The 18,077-nt window shown below is 67.7% G+C and carries 15 protein-coding genes and 1 tRNA gene; all 16 read left to right on the top strand.

Features of this window, described 5'->3' with window-relative positions; translation table 11 throughout:
- Positions 1-12 precede the first annotated feature (12 nt).
- The 16 genes from BLW43_RS09900 to rpoC all read left to right on the top strand — a co-directional run bounded on the left by BLW43_RS09900 (position 13) and on the right by rpoC (position 17,977).
- Positions 13-462 (top strand): PaaI family thioesterase, encoded by a 450-nt coding sequence (locus BLW43_RS09900; protein WP_093252494.1) that lies wholly within the window; start codon positions 13-15, stop codon positions 460-462.
- Positions 459-959: a PaaI family thioesterase gene (locus BLW43_RS09905; RefSeq protein WP_093252497.1), complete on the top strand. Its 501-nt coding sequence runs from the start codon at positions 459-461 to the stop codon at positions 957-959. The genes BLW43_RS09900 and BLW43_RS09905 overlap by 4 nt, the downstream gene beginning before the upstream one ends.
- A gap of 71 nt (positions 960-1,030) precedes the next feature.
- On the top strand, positions 1,031-2,353 hold the full coding sequence (locus tag BLW43_RS09910; RefSeq protein WP_245730993.1) for an MATE family efflux transporter: 1,323 nt from the start codon (positions 1,031-1,033) through the stop codon (positions 2,351-2,353).
- 155 nt (positions 2,354-2,508) lie between these two features.
- On the top strand, positions 2,509-3,078 hold the full coding sequence (gene petA / locus BLW43_RS09915) for a ubiquinol-cytochrome c reductase iron-sulfur subunit (RefSeq protein WP_093252501.1): 570 nt from the start codon (positions 2,509-2,511) through the stop codon (positions 3,076-3,078).
- 4 nt (positions 3,079-3,082) lie between these two features.
- Entirely contained in the window at positions 3,083-4,396 is a 1,314-nt protein-coding gene (locus BLW43_RS09920; RefSeq protein ID WP_093252505.1) for a cytochrome b, read from the top strand.
- A 21-nt stretch (positions 4,397-4,417) separates the two neighbouring features.
- Positions 4,418-5,278 (top strand): cytochrome c1, encoded by an 861-nt coding sequence (locus BLW43_RS09925; protein WP_342741602.1) that lies wholly within the window; start codon positions 4,418-4,420, stop codon positions 5,276-5,278.
- Between the two features lie 152 nt (positions 5,279-5,430).
- Complete coding sequence (locus BLW43_RS09930) at positions 5,431-5,724, top strand: DUF1330 domain-containing protein (protein ID WP_093252520.1); 294 nt, start codon at positions 5,431-5,433, stop codon at positions 5,722-5,724.
- Between the two features lie 57 nt (positions 5,725-5,781).
- Positions 5,782-5,857: transfer RNA gene (locus BLW43_RS09935), tRNA-Trp, on the top strand.
- A gap of 24 nt (positions 5,858-5,881) precedes the next feature.
- Positions 5,882-6,079: a preprotein translocase subunit SecE gene (gene secE / locus BLW43_RS09940; RefSeq protein WP_093252522.1), complete on the top strand. Its 198-nt coding sequence runs from the start codon at positions 5,882-5,884 to the stop codon at positions 6,077-6,079.
- A 172-nt stretch (positions 6,080-6,251) separates the two neighbouring features.
- The gene (gene nusG, locus BLW43_RS09945) at positions 6,252-6,785 is read left to right on the top strand and encodes a transcription termination/antitermination protein NusG (RefSeq protein ID WP_093252525.1); all 534 of its coding nucleotides are present in this window, start codon (positions 6,252-6,254) and stop codon (positions 6,783-6,785) included.
- Positions 6,786-6,893: 108 nt separating this feature from the next.
- Positions 6,894-7,322, top strand: coding sequence for a 50S ribosomal protein L11 (rplK, locus tag BLW43_RS09950; protein WP_093252526.1), 429 nt, complete (start codon positions 6,894-6,896; stop codon positions 7,320-7,322).
- Entirely contained in the window at positions 7,322-8,044 is a 723-nt protein-coding gene (gene rplA, locus BLW43_RS09955; RefSeq protein WP_093252529.1) for a 50S ribosomal protein L1, read from the top strand. The genes rplK and rplA overlap by 1 nt, the downstream gene beginning before the upstream one ends.
- A gap of 269 nt (positions 8,045-8,313) precedes the next feature.
- Entirely contained in the window at positions 8,314-8,829 is a 516-nt protein-coding gene (gene rplJ / locus BLW43_RS09960) for a 50S ribosomal protein L10 (RefSeq protein WP_093252532.1), read from the top strand.
- 83 nt (positions 8,830-8,912) lie between these two features.
- Positions 8,913-9,296 (top strand): 50S ribosomal protein L7/L12, encoded by a 384-nt coding sequence (gene rplL, locus BLW43_RS09965; protein ID WP_093252534.1) that lies wholly within the window; start codon positions 8,913-8,915, stop codon positions 9,294-9,296.
- A gap of 258 nt (positions 9,297-9,554) precedes the next feature.
- Entirely contained in the window at positions 9,555-13,652 is a 4,098-nt protein-coding gene (gene rpoB, locus BLW43_RS09970) for a DNA-directed RNA polymerase subunit beta (protein ID WP_093252537.1), read from the top strand.
- An 89-nt stretch (positions 13,653-13,741) separates the two neighbouring features.
- Entirely contained in the window at positions 13,742-17,977 is a 4,236-nt protein-coding gene (gene rpoC, locus BLW43_RS09975; RefSeq protein WP_093252539.1) for a DNA-directed RNA polymerase subunit beta', read from the top strand.
- The last annotated feature ends 100 nt before the right edge of the window (positions 17,978-18,077 follow it).

Consider the following 18,077-nt stretch of genomic DNA (forward strand, 5'->3'; position numbering starts at 1 on the left):
GAGGTATGATCGATGACCGACGGGACGGGACTGCTGACCCGGATGCTCCAGGGCCTGCCCCATGCCCGGGCGCTGGGGCTGAGCGTCGTCTCCGCCGGCGACGGCGTCGCGGTGCTCAGCGCGCCCTATGATCCGCGCCTCGTGGGCGACCCCGAGACCGGGGTGATACACGGCGGCGTCGTCACCACCCTGCTCGACACCTGCTGCGGCGTCGCGGTGCTGAGCGCGGGGAACCGCCCGCTCAGCACGGCGACGCTCGACCTGCGAATCGACTACATGCGCCCCGCGCGTCCCGGCATCGCGGTGACGGCGCGCGCGGAGTGCCATCGCATGACGCGCTCGGTGGCGTTCGTGCGCGCCACGGCGTGGGACGCCGACGAGGACGATCCGCTCGCCTCCGCCGCCGGCGCCTTCATGGTCGAGCTCGCCGCCCGCCCGGCCGAAGGGGAGGGCGCGGCGTGAGCGGGTTCGAGCCGGTCCACCTGTTGAAGGCGCGGCGCGACGAGGCGCTGGCGCGGCTGGTGGACCGCGTGCCCTATCACGCCTTCCTCGGCGTCAGCTTCCAGCGGCTGGGCGACGAGCTGACCGGGCGGCTGACCTATGACGACATGCTGATCGGCAACCCGGCGATTCCGGCGCTGCATGGCGGCGTCACCGGCGCCTTCCTGGAGATCACCGCCATCGTGCAGCTCGCGTGGGACGCGGCGTGGGAAATCATGGAGAGCGGGCCGGACGGCGCGGCGCGGATCGCCGCGGGCGGCTTCCCGCCGACGCCCAAGACCGTGGACGTGACCATCGACTACCTGCGCTCCGGCAAGCCGCGGGACGCCTACGCCCGCGCCCAGGTCACGAAGCGCGGCCGGCGTGTCGCCAACGTGCGGGTCGAGGCGTGGCAGGACGAGCGCGCCCGCCCGATCGCCATCGCTCACGGCCACTACCTGCTGCGCGACGCGCGGTGAGCGGCGCGTCGTCCGCGCCCCGGCCTTCCCCTGCGGCGGCTCCCGCCGCGAAGGGCTTCGGCGGGGGGCGCGTGCTCGCGATCGCGCTGCCGGTGGCGCTCTCGAACGTCACCGTGCCGCTGCAGGGGGCCGTCGACGTCGCGGTGATCGGGGCGCTGGCCTCCGAGACGCCGCTCGCGGCGGTCGGCCTCGGCGCGCAGATCTTCGCGCTGATGATCACGGTCTTCAATTTCCTCCAGATCGGCAGTTCGGGCCTCGCCGCGCAGGCGCTGGGGGCGGGAGACCACGGGCGCGTGGTCAACACGCTCTTGCGTGCGCTGGTTCTCGCCGGCTGCATCGCGGCGCTGCTGATCCTGTGCCAGGGCGGACTGCGCTGGGCGGGGCTGGCGCTGTTCGAGGGCTCCGCCGAGGCGGAGGCGCTGGCCGGCGCCTATTTCGACGTGCGCATCTGGGCGGCGCCGGCCGAACTGGGCAACTACGCCCTGATGGGCTGGTTCTCCGGGCAGGAGATGACGCGGCGGCTGTTCCAGCACCAGCTCGTCGTGTCGCTGAGCAACATCGCGCTCAACCTGCTCTTCGTGCTCGGCTTCGGCTGGGGTGTGGAGGGCGTGGCGCTGGCGACGGGGCTCGCGCATGGGCTGGGGCTGGCCTACGGGCTGTGGCTGGCCCGGCGGCGGGTGTCGGCGCTGGCCGGCCCCGGCTGGCGCCCGGACTGGCCGCGCATCCTCAGGCGCGACGAATTGACGCGAATGATGTCGCTCAACCGGGATCTCTTCATCCGCACGCTGCTGCTGATCGGCGCGTTCGCGTGGATGACGCGGCTCGGCTCGCTGCAGGGAGACGCGACGCTCGCGGCCAACGTGGTGCTGTGGCAGTTCTTCCAGTGCTCGGCCTACATGCTCGACGGCTTCGCCATCGCGGCCGAGACGCTGGTGGGGCAGGCCTACGGGGCGGGCGACAGGCGGGCGCTGCGGCGCGCGGCGGTCGCGACCTCGATCTGGTCGGGCGGGCTCGCGGCGGCGGCCTCGGTCGCTCTGCTGCTCGCTTCGGGCCCCCTGATCGACCTTCTGACGGCGTCTCCGGAGGTGCGCGCGCTGGCGCGGGAGTTCGCGCCCTGGGCCGCGCTGACGCCCCTCGCTGGCTTCGCGGCGTTCCAGCTCGACGGCGTCTTCGTAGGCGCGGCGCAGGCGCGCTGGATGCGCGACGCGATGCTCGTGTCGGTGGCGGTCTACGTCCCTGCGGCGTGGCTCGCTGCGGAGGCTTTCGGCAACCACGGCGTCTGGGGCGCGCTTCACCTGTTCCTCATGCTACGGGCGTTAGCGCTGCTGAGGCGTTACGACGCGCTTGAAGGCGCGGCCTCCGGTCCCGTTGCCGCGGCGCGTCACGGCGGCTAAAGCCTCGCTGGGCGCGGCGTTCGCGTCGCAGGGGTGTCAGAGGCGCAGCGGCGCCCTAGAACGCACATCACCGGACGGCGCGCGGTTCGCGCCGCCCATCGCAGTTGGAGCCGCCGCTGGAACGCCCCGCGGCGCAGGCCTTGAGGAGCTGTCCCTTGACCGCCACGACCGAAGACGAGGGCTCCCGCCGTGATTTCCTGTTCGTCGCGACCGGCGCCGTCGGCGCGGTGACGGCAGGCGCGGCGGTGTGGCCGCTGATCGACCAGATGAATCCGAGCGCCTCGGTGCTCGCGCTCGCCACCATCGACATCGACGTCGCGTCGCTGTCGGAGGGGCAGCAGCTCACGGTGAAATGGCGCGGCAAACCGGTGTTTGTGCGCTACCGCAGCCCCGCCGAGATCGAGGCGGCCCGCGAGACGCCGCTCGATGACCTCAAGGACACGGTCGCGCGCAGCGGCAACCAGCCCGGCGCGGACGCGTCCGACGCGAACCGCTCCCTTGGCGAGAACGGCGAATATGTCGTGATGATGGGCGTCTGCACCCATCTCGGCTGCGTGCCGCTCGGGCAGCAGGGCGACTACAACGGCTGGTTCTGCCCGTGTCACGGCTCGCACTACGACACCGCCGGACGCATCCGCAAAGGCCCCGCGCCGATGAACCTGTTCATCCCGGAGCTCGCCTTCGACGGTTCGACCATCACCCTTCTCGAAGAATACAAGGCGTAAGCACATGGCCGGAATTCCTCAGGAGCACTACGAGCCGCAGACCGCTTCCGAGAAGTGGCTGCACTCGCGGCTGCCGATCGTCGGCATGGCGCTCGACTTCATGGCGTTCCCGACGCCGAAGAACCTCAACTGGATGTGGATCTGGGGCGTGATGCTCTCGGTGTTCCTCGTGATCCAGATCGTCACCGGCATCGTGCTGGTGATGCACTACACGCCGCATGTCGACTACGCCTTCGCGTCGGTCGAGCACATCATGCGCGACGTCAACGGCGGCTGGCTGCTGCGCTATGTGCACTCCAACGGCGCCTCGTTCTTCTTCATCGCCGTCTATGCCCACATCTTCCGCGGGCTGTTCTACGGCTCCTACAAGGCGCCGCGCGAGATCACCTGGATCATCGGCATCCTGATCTACCTCGCGATGATGGCGACGGCTTTCATGGGCTACGTTCTGCCCTGGGGGCAGATGTCGTTCTGGGGCGCCACCGTGATCACCAACCTGTTCTCGGCCATTCCGCTGGTCGGCGACAGCATCGTGACCTGGCTCTGGGGCGGCTTCTCGGTGGACAACCCGACGTTGAACCGCTTCTTCTCGCTGCACTATCTCGTGCCGTTCGTGATCGCGGGCCTCACCGTCGTCCACATCTGGGCGTTTCACACCACCGGCAACAACAACCCCACCGGCGTCGAAGTGCGTCGTGACAGCATCGACGTGGTGAAGAAGGACACGGTGCCGTTCCACCCCTTCTACACCATCAAGGACATGTACGCGCTGGTGCTGTTCCTTATGCTGTTCGTGGTGTTCGTGTTCTTCATGCCGAACTATCTCGGCCACCCGGACAATTACATCGAGGCGAACCCGCTTGCGACGCCGGCCCACATCGTGCCGGAGTGGTACTTCCTGCCGTTCTACGCGATGCTGCGCGCGATCACCTTCGACATTCTGTTCATCGACAGCAAGCTGGGCGGCGTGCTGGCCATGTTCGGCGCCATCGCCCTGCTGGCGCTCGCGCCGTGGCTGGACACCTCGCGCGTGCGCTCGGGCCGCTACCGCCCGACGTTCAAGCTGGCGTTCTACGGGCTCGTCGTGGACTTCTTCGTGCTGATGTGGGTGGGCGCGATGCCTGCCGAACAGCCCTACGTCATCATCAGCCAGCTCGCGACGCTCTACTGGTTCGTCTACTTCCTGGTGATCCTGCCCGTCCTCGGCGTCATCGAGCGGCCCGACGCGCAGCCCGCCTCGATCGAGGCGGCCTTTGAGGCCGAGCATCCCAAGCACGCGCCCGCTCCGGGCGGCGCCGCCGCCACGCCGGCCGAGTAAGCGCGAAAAGGAATGACACCGATGCGCACAAACCGCTTCATCCTCGCCGCGGCGCTGGCCGCGGCGGGCCTCGCCGGGCCGGTGGCGGCGGCCGAGGTCGAGACCGAGATCACCGACAAGGCGTTCTCGTTCGAGGGCCCGTTCGGCGTGTTCGATCAGGCCCAACTGCAGCGCGGCTACCAGATCTTCAATCAGGTCTGCGCGTCGTGCCACGGCATGCAGTATCTGGCCTTCCGGCATCTGGGCGCCGAGGACGGGCCAGGTTTTCCCGAGGAGCAGGTCAAGGCCTTCGCCGAACAGCACGAATTTCCGCGGGAGGACGACCCCGAGGAGATGCGCCCCGGCGCGCCGTTCGACCATTTCCCGACGCCGGAGTATTTTGGCGAGGGCCATCCGCCGGATCTCAGCCTGATCGCCAAGGCGCGCGCGGGGTTCCACGGGCCCATCGGCACCGGCATCAACCAGCTGATGAAGGGGACCGGCGGTCCCGAGTACATCTACTCGTTGATGATGGGCTATCACGACACGCCGGAATGCGCTTTGGATAGCGACATCGGCGGCTACTACAACGCGGCCTTCGCCGTCGGCGGCTATCCCGAGGAGTGCCTTGACGAGGCCGGCCACCGCACCGTTCCCGGCTCCTGGATCGCCATGCCCGCGCAGATCTACGAGGGTCTGGTAGAGTACGCCGACGGAACGCCCGCGACGGCGGACCAGTATGCCGAGGACATCTCGGCCTTCCTGATGTGGGCGGCGGAGCCCAAGATGATGGAGCGCAAGGAGGCCGGCCTGCGCAACTTCATCTGGCTCGGCGTGCTGGCGGTGCTGCTCTACTTCGTCAACAAGCGCATCTGGAAGCCCGTGAAGGGCGAGGACGCGTAAGCGACCGCGGGGCCCGCTGCCCGCTGGGGCGACGCGGCTAATGGCCCCGCCGGAGACATCCGGCGGGGCTTTTGTCTTGGTGGCGCGCGGGTTCGGCGCGTGACAGGCTCCTCGTGTCGCGCCGCTGCGACGCCCCGGAGGAGCGCGCCGCCATGGCCGCCTACCTGATCGCCGACACGGCCATCGAGAACGCCGAGGCCTATGAGGCCTACAAGACCCAGGCCAAGGCGCTCGCGGAGCGCTTCGGCGGCGTCTATCGCGCGCGGGGCGGGGCGCTCCAGGTCGACGACGCGGATCTGTGGCGGCCCACCCGCCTCGTGATCATCGAGTTCCCGGACATGGCGTCGGCGCATGCCTATCTCGCCAGCCCGGACTACGCGCCGGCGAAGCAGCTGCGGCGCGACAGCGCGCGGTCGACGGTCGTGGTCGTCGAAGGGCTCCGGTAGCGGCCGCGCCCCCTTGCGCAGCCCCGCCGCTTGCCCCTATACCCCGCCTGCGCTTGGAGGGGTGTAGCTCAGTTGGTAGAGCATCGGTCTCCAAAACCGAGGGTCGTAGGTTCGAGTCCTATCGCCCCTGCCAGCGCAGTTTGAGGAGCAGTCGCCCATGGCGCGCGTCAACCCGGCACAGTTCATCCAGCAGGTCCGCGCGGAGACCGCGAAGGTCGTCTGGCCGACGCGCCGCGAGACGCTGCTGACCACCGTGATGGTGTTCGTGATGGCGGCCGTGGCGGCGATCTTCTTCTTCTTCGTCGACTGGCTGCTGGGCCTCGGCGTCGACGTCATCCTCACTTCCCGTTTCTGACGACGCGGGCCGATCTCGGGTCTCCCGACTTGCGGGCCGAGGGTTGACGCGGGCTGTCTGGCGGGGATACGCCACGCGCTCGCAATAAATTCGGGGTCTGGCGATTCGCGTCACGCCCCAAGAAGGGCGTCCGCCGGTCGGGCGGCGCAAAGCAGGCGGGGCGACGGGCACGATGGCGATGCGCTGGTACACGGTGAGCGTGCTGTCGAACTTCGAGAAGAAGGTCGCCGAGGCGATCCGCGAGGGCGCGCGCCAGAAGAACATCGATGAGTGGATCGAGGAGCTGCTGGTCCCCACCGAAGAGGTGGTCGAGGTCCGGCGCGGCCAGAAGGTCCACACCGAGCGGCGCTTCATGCCCGGCTATGTGCTGGTGAAATGCGACATGACGCCGGAGGTGCAGAACCTCATCACCTCCACGAACCGCGTGACGGGCTTTCTGGGACCGCAGGGCCGGCCGATGCCGCTGCGCGACGCCGAGGTTGAGCGCATCATCGGTCAGGTGAGCGACGCCGCCGAACGTCCGCGCCCGCAGATCAGCTTCGAGATCGGCGAGACGGTGCGCGTGACCGAAGGACCGTTCGAGAGTTTCTCGGGCCAGGTCGAGGACATCGACGAGGCCAACGCCCGTCTCAAGGTCGCGGTGTCGATCTTCGGGCGCGCAACCCCGGTCGAACTGGAATACGCGCAGGTCGCCAAGGCGAGCTGAGGCGTCGAGACGTGGGAGGGGGAGGCGGCGCGCCGCCGGCCCCCGCACCACGGCCGTTGAAGCGCCGGCGGTCGCGACCGTCCGGCATGGGTCAGGAGTGAACGAGGCATGGCCAAGAAGGTCGTAGGCCAGTTGAAGCTGCAGGTGCCCGCGGGCAAGGCGAACCCGTCGCCGCCCATCGGCCCGGCGCTGGGTCAGCGCGGCATCAACATCATGGCGTTCTGCAAGGAATTCAACGCCAAGACGCAGGAGATGGAGCCGGGCGCCCCGACGCCCGTCGTCATCACCTACTACGCCGACAAGTCGTTCACCTTCGAGATGAGGACGCCTCCGGCGTCGTTCTTCATCAAGAAGGCGGCGAAGCTGAAGTCCGGCGGCAAGACCCCCGGCAAGGCGGTGGCGGGCTCGATCTCGCTGAAGCAGGTCCGCGAGATCGCCGAGGCCAAGATGCCCGACCTGAACGCGACGGACGTCGAGGCGGCGATGAAGATCATTCTGGGCTCGGCGAAGTCCATGGGCATCGAGGTGAAGGGCTGATGGCGCAGGGCGGCAAGCGTATCCGGGCCGCGCGGCAGGTCCGGCCCGAGGCGGCGATCTCGCTGGAGGAGGCCGTGGCCTTCGTCAAGGCGAACGCGTCGGCCAAGTTTGACGAGACGATCGAGGTGGCGCTCAACCTCGGCGTCGATCCGCGCCACGCCGACCAGATGGTTCGCGGCTCGGTGACGCTCCCGAACGGCACCGGCAAGACGGTGCGGGTGGCCGTGTTCGCGCGCGGCCCCAAGGCCGACGAGGCGACGGCTGCGGGCGCTGACGTCGTGGGCGCGGAAGATCTGATGGAGACCGTGCAGGGCGGGACCATCGAGTTCGACCGCTGCATCGCGACGCCGGACATGATGCCGATCGTCGGCCGGCTGGGCAAGATCCTCGGCCCGCGCGGCCTGATGCCGAACCCCAAGATCGGCACCGTGACCATGGACGTCAAAGGCGCAGTCGAGGCGGCCAAGGGCGGCCAGGTGACGTTCCGTGTCGAGAAGGCCGGCATCATCCACGCCGGCGTCGGCAAGGCGTCCTTCGACGCCGCCAAGCTCGCCGAGAACATCCGCTCGATCGTGGACGCGGTCAGCCGCGCCCGGCCGACCGGCGCCAAGGGCACCTATCTCAAGAAGCTGTCGCTCAGCTCCTCGATGGGCCCGGGCGTGACGGTGGACGTGAGCACCGCGACCGGACCGGCGCAGCCGGCCCAGCAGGCCGCGGAGTAAAGGTTTCCGCGCCGAAGGGCGCGGGATGACGGGCGGCGGCGTCTCAGACGCCGGCGCCCCCTGTCCGAGACGGCGGGCGGCGAGGGGGAGACCCCGGACCTTAATCTCCCGCCATAGACGGGGAACGAACTGGACCGGATTTCGCCGCGTCACGCGGCGGGGGCGGCCCTGGTCGGGAACCCGGACGGGCCCCGAGAACGCCGGCGCCGACGTAGGCGGCGGCGATACGAGCCGGCGGGAAATCTCCCGCCACTGACTGGAGAGACCAAGTGGACAGAGCCCAGAAGCAGACCGCGGTCGAGGAACTCGGCCAGATCTTCACGGACTCTGGCGTCGTCGTCGTGGCGCACTATGCGGGACTCACGGTCGCCGAGATGCAGGACCTTCGCTCCCAGATGCGCGCAGCTGGGGGCAAGGTCCGCGTCGCCAAGAACAGGCTCGCCAGGATCGCCCTTGAAGGCAAACCATGCGAAGGCATGGAGAAGCTGCTCAAGGGGCAGACGGTTCTCGCCTACTCCGAAGATCCCGTGGCCGCCGCCAAAGTGGTGGAGGCCTACGCCAAGAAGAACGGCAAGTTCGTGATTCTCGGCGGGGCCATGGGCCCCGAGATCCTCGACGAGAATGGCGTGAAGGCCGTGGCGTCGCTGCCGTCGCGCGAGGAGGTTCTCGCCTCCATCGCCGCCTGCATCGGCGCGCCGGCCGGAAACCTCGTCAGCGCGATCATGGCGCCCGCCTCCAACATCGCCGGCGTGCTCAGCACGCTGGAGGAGCGGGAGGCCGCCTGAGACTGGCGCCCGGCGCCCATGCGGTCCCGATCGCGGCCCACGCGACGGACCAGATGCGAACCCTTTGAGATGGAAGTGACAAAATGGCTGATCTGAAGAAACTGGCCGAAGAGATCGTCGGCCTGACCCTGCTCGAAGCGACCCAGCTCAAGCAGATCCTGAAGGACGACTACGGCATCGAGCCCGCCGCGGGCGGCGCGGTGATGATGGCCGGCCCGGTCGGCGGCGGCGCCGCGGCCGAGGAGGTCGAGGAGAAGACCGAGTTCGACGTCATCCTCCTCGAGGCCGGCGAGAAGAAGATCAACGTGATCAAGGAAGTCCGCGCCATCACTGGCCTGGGCCTCAAGGAAGCCAAGGATCTCGTCGAGGCCGGCGGCAAGGCCGTGAAGGAGCAGGCTCCGAAGGCCGAGGCCGAGGAGATCAAGAAGAAGCTCGAAGAGGCCGGCGCCAAGGTCGAGCTTAAGTGATCGTGATGCGGCGCGCCTCGGCTGCGCCGCATTAACGGCCTGTTAAGGTTTCAGGGTTGACGGTGTGATTCGCATCGTCAACCCGACGTTTACGATTCGCAGCGTCCCGGGCCCGACAGGGGGCCCCGGAGGGTGCGAAAGGTCCGGACGCGCCGCGTGGGCAGGCGGCGCGTAAGCATTGGACCGAAGCAGCATCCCGCAAGTCCATGGCGCCGCACGCCCCAGCGGCCGCCGAGGACGGCAGGCTTGAGGACGAGCATGGCGCAGACGCATTCCGGCCGCAAACGCATTCGCAAGCACTTCGGCAAGATCCGTGAGGTTGCGGCGATGCCGAACCTCATCGAAGTCCAGAAGAGCTCATACGACCTTTTCCTCGACAGCGGCGAGGGCCCGACGCCCACCGACGGCGAGGGCTTGCAGGGCGTTTTCCAGTCGGTCTTTCCGATCAAGGACTTCAACGAGACCGCGACGCTAGAGTTCGTGCGCTACGAACTCGAACCGCCGAAATACGACGTCGAGGAGTGCCAGCAGCGCGACATGACCTTTGCAGCGCCGCTCAAGGTGACGCTGCGGCTGATCGTGTTCGAGGTGGACGAGGACACCGGCGCCCGCTCCGTGAAGGACATCAAGGAGCAGGACGTCTACATGGGCGACATGCCGCTCATGACCGGCTACGGCACCTTCATCGTGAACGGCACCGAGCGCGTGATCGTCAGCCAGATGCACCGCTCGCCGGGCGTGTTCTTCGACCACGACAAGGGCAAGACGCACAGTTCCGGCAAGCTGCTGTTCGCCAGCCGCATCATTCCCTATCGCGGCTCGTGGCTCGACTTCGAGTTCGACGCCAAGGACGTGGTGTTCGCGCGCATCGACCGTCGCCGCAAGCTGCCGGTCACGACGCTGCTCTATGCGCTCGGCCTCGATCAGGAGGCGATCTGCGACACGTTCTTCGAGCGCGTCGCCTACGCCCGCCACGGCGAGGGCTGGTCGGTGCCGTTCAATCCCGAGCGGCTCAAGGGGGCCAAGCCGACCCATGCGCTCGTCGACGCCGACACCGGCGAGATCGTCGCCAAGGCCGGCGACAAGCTGACGCCGCGCAAGCTCAAGAAGCTCGCCGAGGACGGCGTGAAGGCGACGCTCGAGCCGTTCGAGGCGATCTACGGCCGCTTCGCCGCGATCGACGTCATCAACGAGCAGACCGGCCTCATCTACGTCGAGGCCGGCGACGAGCTGCACGAGGAGAACGTGCAGACGCTGCTCGACGCGGGCGTGACGGACATCCCGACGCTTGACATCGACAACGTCAACATCGGCCCGTACATCCGCACCTCCATGGCGGTGGACAAGAACCGTTCCCGCGACGAGGCGCTGATCGACATCTACCGCGTCATGCGCCCCGGCGAGCCGCCGACGCTGGAGGGCGCCAGAACGCTGTTCGAGAGCCTGTTCTTCGACCCCGAGCGCTACGACCTTTCGGCTGTCGGCCGCGTGAAGATGAACATGCGTCTGGAGCTCGACGCGCCCGACACGATGCGGACGCTCCGCTCCGAGGACATCATCGCCGTCATCAAGGCGCTGGTCGACCTGCGCGACGGCCGCGGCGAGGTGGACGACATCGACCATCTCGGCAACCGCCGCGTGCGCTCGGTCGGCGAGCTCATGGAGAACCAGTACCGCGTCGGCCTTCTGCGCATGGAGCGGGCGATCAAGGAGCGGATGTCGTCGGTCGAGATCGACACGGTGATGCCGCAGGATCTCATCAACGCCAAGCCCGCGGCGGCGGCGGTGCGGGAGTTCTTCGGCTCCAGCCAGCTCTCGCAGTTCATGGACCAGACGAACCCGCTCTCGGAAGTCACGCACAAGCGTCGCCTTTCGGCGCTTGGCCCGGGCGGCCTGACCCGTGAGCGCGCCGGCTTCGAGGTGCGCGACGTGCACCCGACCCACTACGGCCGCATGTGCCCGATCGAGACGCCGGAGGGGCCGAACATCGGGCTCATCAACTCGCTGGCGAGCTTCGCGCGCGTCAACAAGTACGGCTTCATCGAGACGCCCTACCGCCGCGTGGTCGACGGCCGCGTGACCGACGAGGTGATCTACCTCTCGGCGACCGAGGAGATGCGCCACGTCATCGCGCAGGCCAACGCCGAACTCGACGATCAGGGCGCCTTCGTCTCCGAACTCGTCTCCACCCGGAAGGGCGGCGAGTTCATGCTGAACCCGCGCGAGAACATCGACCTCATCGACGTGTCGCCGAAGCAGCTGGTGTCGGTCGCGGCCTCGCTGATCCCTTTCCTCGAGAACGACGACGCCAACCGCGCGCTGATGGGCTCCAACATGCAGCGCCAGGCGGTGCCGCTGCTGCGCGCCGAGGCGCCGTTTGTCGGCACCGGCATCGAGGAGATCGTGGCGCGTGACAGCGGCGCGGCGATTGCGGCGCGGCGCGGCGGCGTCATCGACCAGGTCGACGCCACCCGCGTGGTCGTTCGCGTCACTGACGACCTCAGCGCCGGCGATCCGGGCGTCGACATCTACCGCCTGCGCAAGTTCCAGCGCTCCAACCAGAACACCTGCATCAACCAGCGCCCGCTGGTTAAGGTGGGCGACCTCGTGACCAAGGGCGACGTGATTGCGGACGGTCCGTCCACCGATCTCGGGGAACTGGCGCTCGGCAAGAACGTGCTGGTCGCGTTCATGCCGTGGAACGGCTACAACTACGAGGACTCGATCCTCATCTCCGAACGCATCGTGAAGGACGACGTGTTCACCTCGATCCACATCGAGGAATACGAGGTGATGGCCCGCGACACCAAGCTCGGGCCGGAGGAGATCACGCGCGACATCCCCAATGTCGGCGAGGAGGCCCTGCGCAACCTCGACGAGGCGGGCATCGTCTACATCGGCGCCGAGGTCGGCCCCGGCGATATCCTTGTCGGCAAGATCACGCCCAAGGGCGAGAGCCCGATGACGCCGGAGGAGAAGCTGCTCCGCGCCATCTTCGGCGAGAAGGCGTCGGACGTGCGCGACACCTCGCTGCGCATGGCGCCCGGCGACTACGGCACCATCGTGGAGGTCCGCGTCTTCAACCGCCACGGCGTCGACAAGGACGAGCGCGCCCTGCAGATCGAGGGCGAGGAGATCGAGCGTCTCGCGCGCGACCGCGACGACGAGGTGGCGATCCTTGAGCGCAACATCTATGCGCGCCTCAAGGCCATCCTGCTCGGCAGGAAGGCGATCAAGGGCCCCAAGGGCGTAAAGGCCGGCGCCGTCATCGACGAGGCGCTGCTGGAGACGCTGAGCCGCGGCCAGTGGTGGCAGCTCGTGCTGGGCGAGGAGGCCGAGGCCGCCGAGATCGAGGCCCTCAACGGCCAGTACGACGCCCAGAAGAAGACGCTGAAGGCCCGCTTCGACGACAAGGTGGAGAAGGTGCGCCGCGGCGACGACCTCCCCCCCGGCGTCATGAAGATGGTCAAGGTGTTCGTCGCGGTGAAGCGCAAGCTGCAGCCCGGCGACAAGATGGCCGGCCGTCACGGCAACAAGGGCGTCATCTCCAAGGTGGTTCCCGAAGAGGACATGCCGTTCCTCGAGGACGGCACGCCGGTGGACGTGGTGCTCAACCCGCTCGGCGTGCCGAGCCGGATGAATGTCGGGCAGATCCTCGAGACCCACATGGGCTGGGCCGCGCGCGGCCTCGGCGGCGTGGTACGCGAGAGCCTGGAGCAGTATCGCCGCTCCGGCGACATGACCCCGGTGCGCGACGCCATGAAGATGGTCTACGGCGAGGACGTCTATCAGGCCGCGACCATCGACATGAACGACGACGAGTTCATCGAGGCGGCGGAGAACGTGCAGGCGGGCGTGCCGATCGCCACGCCGGTCTTCGACGGCGCCAAGGAGGCCGACATCAACGAGCGGCTGAAGATGGCGGGCTTCGACGTCTCGGGCCAGTCGACGGTGTTCGACGGCCGCACCGGCGAGGCGTTCAGCCGCAAGGTGACGGTGGGGGTCAAGTACATCCTCAAGCTGCACCATCTTGTCGACGACAAGATCCATGCGCGCTCGACGGGCCCCTACAGCCTCGTCACCCAGCAGCCGCTGGGCGGCAAGGCGCAGTTCGGCGGCCAGCGCTTCGGCGAGATGGAGGTCTGGGCCCTTGAAGCCTACGGCGCCGCCTACACGTTGCAGGAGATTCTGACCGTGAAATCCGACGACGTCGCCGGCCGCACGAAGGTCTACGAGGCCATCGTGAAGGGCGAGGACACCTTCGAGGCGGGCATTCCCGAGAGCTTCAACGTTCTCGTGAAGGAGATCCGCTCGCTGGGCCTCAACGTCGAACTGCTCGACAGCGCGACCGAATAAGCGCGTCCCGATCGTCCGCGCGCGCCTGACGCCCAACAGGCGCGCGCTTTGGGACGTTGTTTTGTCTTGGGAAGATCGAGGAGCCTGACATGAACCAGGAACTCAATATCTTCAACCCGACCCCCGCCCCGCGCGGCTTCGACGAGATCAAGATCTCGCTTGCGAGCCCGGAGCGGATTCTCTCGTGGTCCTTCGGCGAGATCAAGAAGCCGGAGACGATCAACTACCGCACGTTCAAGCCCGAGCGCGACGGCCTGTTCTGCGCCCGCATCTTCGGCCCGATCAAGGACTACGAGTGCCTGTGCGGCAAGTACAAGCGCATGAAGTATCGCGGCGTCACCTGCGAGAAGTGCGGCGTCGAGGTCACGCTGCAGAAGGTCCGCCGCGAGCGCATGGGCCATATCGAGCTGGCCGCGCCCGTCGCCCATATCTGGTTCCTGAAGTCGCTGCCGTCACGCATCGGCCTGATGCTGGACATGATGCTGCGCGACCTTGAGCAGATCCTCTACTTCGAGAAGTATGTGGTGCTCGAGCCGGGCCTGACCGACCTCAGCCACATGCAGCTTCTCACCGAGGAGCAGTATCTGGAGAAGCAGGACGAGTACGGCGAGGACGCCTTCACCGCCGGCATCGGCGCCGAGGCGATCCGCGAGATCCTCGCCGGCATCGACCTCGATGCGGAGGCCGAGAAGCTGCGCGAGGAGCTGAAGGAGGCCACCGGCGAGCTGAAGCCCAAGAAGATCATCAAGCGGCTGAAGCTGGTCGAGAGCTTCATCGAGTCCGGCAACCGGCCGGAATGGATGATCCTCACGGTGGTCCCCGTGATCCCTCCCGAGCTGCGCCCGCTGGTGCCGCTCGATGGCGGCCGCTTCGCGACGTCCGACCTCAACGACCTCTATCGTCGCGTGATCAACCGCAACAACCGCCTGAAGCGGCTGATCGAGCTGCGCGCGCCCGACATCATCATCCGCAACGAGAAGCGGATGCTGCAGGAGTCGGTCGACGCGCTGTTCGACAACGGCCGCCGCGGCCGCGTCATCACCGGCACCAACAAGCGCCCGCTGAAGTCGCTGTCGGACATGCTCAAGGGCAAGCAGGGCCGGTTCCGCCAGAACCTGCTCGGCAAGCGCGTCGACTTCTCGGGCCGCTCGGTGATCGTGACCGGCCCGGAGCTGAAGCTGCACCAGTGCGGCCTGCCCAAGAAGATGGCGCTGGAGCTGTTCAAGCCGTTCATCTACTCGCGGCTCGACGCCAAGGGCTATTCCAGCACGGTCAAGCAGGCGAAGAAGCTGGTCGAGAAGGAGCGCCCGGAGGTCTGGGACATCCTCGACGAGGTGATCCGCGAGCACCCGGTGTTGCTGAACCGTGCGCCGACGCTGCACCGCCTTGGCATCCAGGCCTTCGAGCCGGTGCTGATCGAGGGCAAGGCGATCCAGCTGCACCCGCTGGTCTGCGCCGCCTTCAACGCCGATTTCGACGGCGACCAGATGGCCGTGCACGTGCCGCTCTCGCTGGAGGCGCAGCTTGAAGCCCGCGTGCTGATGATGGCCACCAACAACGTGCTGTCGCCGGCCAACGGCAAGCCGATCATCGTGCCGTCGCAGGACATGGTTCTGGGGCTTTACTACATCTCGCTGGATAAGCAGGGCGCGCCCGGCGAGGGCCGCGCCTTCGCCGACATGAGCGAGATCGAGCACGCCATGACTGACGGGCAGATCACCATCCACTCCAAGATCACCACCCGCTTCGAGACGGTGGACGAGGAGGGGAACCCGGTCCTGAAGCGCGTCGAGACGACGCCCGGTCGCATGATGCTGGCGAACCTGCTGCCCAAGAACGCCAACATCGACTTCGAGATCGTCAACCGCCTGCTGCGCAAGCGCGAGGTGCAGGAGGTCATCGACACCGTCTACCGCCACTGCGGCCAGAAGGAGTCGGTGATCTTCTGCGACCGGATCATGACGCTCGGCTTCACCCAGGCGTTCAAGGCCGGCATCTCGTTCGGCAAGGACGACATGATGATCCCCGACGACAAGTGGGACATCGTGGAGGCCGCGCGTCTCGACGTGAAGGCGTTCGAGCAGCAGTATCAGGACGGCCTGATCACCCAGGGCGAGAAGTACAACAAGGTCGTCGACCGCTGGTCGAAGTGCACCGACAAGGTCGCCGACGCGATGATGGCCGAGATTTCGGCCGTCCGTTACGACGACGCCGGCCGGCAGCTCGAGCCGAACTCGGTCTACATGATGAGCCACTCCGGCGCCCGCGGCTCGCCCACCCAGATGAAGCAGCTCGCCGGCATGCGCGGCCTGATGGCCAAGCCGTCGGGCGAGATCATCGAGACGCCGATCATCTCGAACTTCAAGGAAGGCCTGACGGTGGGCGAGTACTTCAACTCGACCCACGGCGCCCGCAAGGGCCTCGCCGACACCGCGCTCAAGACCGCCAACTCCGGCTACCTGACGCGGCGTCTCGTGGACGTGGCGCAGGACTGCATCGTGCAGGTCGAGGACTGCGGCACCGAGGAAGGCATCACCATCGCGGCGGTGATCGAGGGCGGCGACATCAAGTCCCCGCTCAGCGAGCGCATCCTCGGCCGCGTGCCGAACGAGGACGTCGTGCACCCCGCCTCCGGCGAGGTGCTTGTCGCGCGCAACCAGCTCATCGAGGAGAAGGACGCGCTGGCGATCGAGGCGGCGGGGGTGCAGTCCGTCTACATGCGCTCCGCGCTCACCTGCGAGGTGAAGGACGGCATCTGCGTGAAGTGCTACGGGCGAGACCTCGCGCGCGGCACCATGGTCAACATCGGCGAGGCGGTGGGCATCATCGCCGCCCAGTCGATCGGCGAGCCGGGCACGCAGCTCACCATGCGCACCTTCCACATCGGCGGCGCGGCCAACGTCGCCGACCAGTCCTTCGTGGAATCGAGCCAGGAAGGCGTTCTCGAGATCAAGAACCGCAACCTGCTCGAGAACGCCGAGGGCGATATGGTCGTGATGGGCCGCAACGTCCAGCTCGTCATCCGCGACGAGCACGGGCAGGAGCGGGCCACGCACAAGCTGCTCTACGGCTCGCGCCTGCTGGTGAAGGAGGGCGACCGCATCATCCGCGGCCAGCGCCTCGCGGAGTGGGATCCCTACACGCTGCCGATCATCGCCGAGAAGGCGGGCGTCGCGCGGCTGGTGGACCTCATCCCCGGCATCTCGGTGCGTGAGGAGACCGACGACGCGACCGGCATCGTCCAGCGTATCGTCTCCGACTGGCGGACGGCGCCGAAGGGCAACGAGCTGAAGCCCGCCATCTCCGTCATGGAGGAGGGTGTCGAGAAGCCCGACGTCGTGCGGCTCGATAACGGCAATCCGGCGCACTATTACATGTCGGTGGACGCGATCCTCTCGATCGAGGACGGCGTGTCGGTGCGCGCCGGCGAGGTGATCGCCCGCATCCCGCGCGAGGGTGCCAAGACCAAGGACATCACGGGCGGCCTGCCGCGCGTGGCGGAACTGTTCGAGGCCCGTCGCCCGAAGGACCACGCGATCATCGCCGAGATCGACGGCTATGTGCGCTTCGGCAAGGACTACAAGAACAAGCGTCGCCTCACCATCGAACCGGCCAAGGAAGACGACGAGGCGCGCGAGTACCTCATCCCCAAGGGCAAGCACATCACCGTGGCCGAGGGCGACTTCATCCAGAAGGGCGAGTATGTGCTGGACGGCAACCCTGCCCCGCACGACATCCTCGGCATTCTGGGGATCGAGGCGCTCGCCGACTACCTGATCAACGAGGTGCAGGACGTCTACCGACTGCAGGGCGTGAAGATCAACGACAAGCACATCGAGGTCATCGTCCGGCAGATGCTGCAGAAGGTGGAGATCACCGAGAGCGGCGAGACGACGCTCCTGCCCGGCGAGACCGTTGATCGGATCGAGTTCGACGAGATCAACGAGAAGGCGGAGGCCGCGCGCCTGCGCCCGGCCAAGGGGGCGCCGGTGCTGCTCGGCATCACCAAGGCGTCGCTGCAGACGCGCAGCTTCATCTCGGCCGCCTCGTTCCAGGAGACGACCCGCGTGCTGACCGAGGCGGCGACCCAGGGCAAGCGCGACAAGCTGCTTGGCCTGAAGGAGAACGTCATCGTCGGCCGGCTGATCCCGGCCGGCACCGGCGGCGCCGCGGCGCGTCTGAAGGCGGTGGCGAGCGAGCGCGACAAGCGCATCATCGCCGAGCGTCAGGCGGCGGCGGCCGAGGCGGCGAGGGCCAACGAGGACAGTCTCGCGGTCATCAGCGGTCCCGAGGACGCCGACGTCGACAACCTGATCATCGACTGATCGCCCTGGGCGCGCAGCCGGCTCGCCCGGCTGCGCGCGTCGCCGCAAGGCAGCCGTGGCGCGCCGCCTGCAGCAACGGAAAGTCAGCTCTGTCGCCCAT

The sequence above is a fragment of the Rubrimonas cliftonensis genome (genome assembly GCF_900107585.1).
GTDB lineage: Bacteria > Pseudomonadota > Alphaproteobacteria > Rhodobacterales > Rhodobacteraceae > Rubrimonas > Rubrimonas cliftonensis.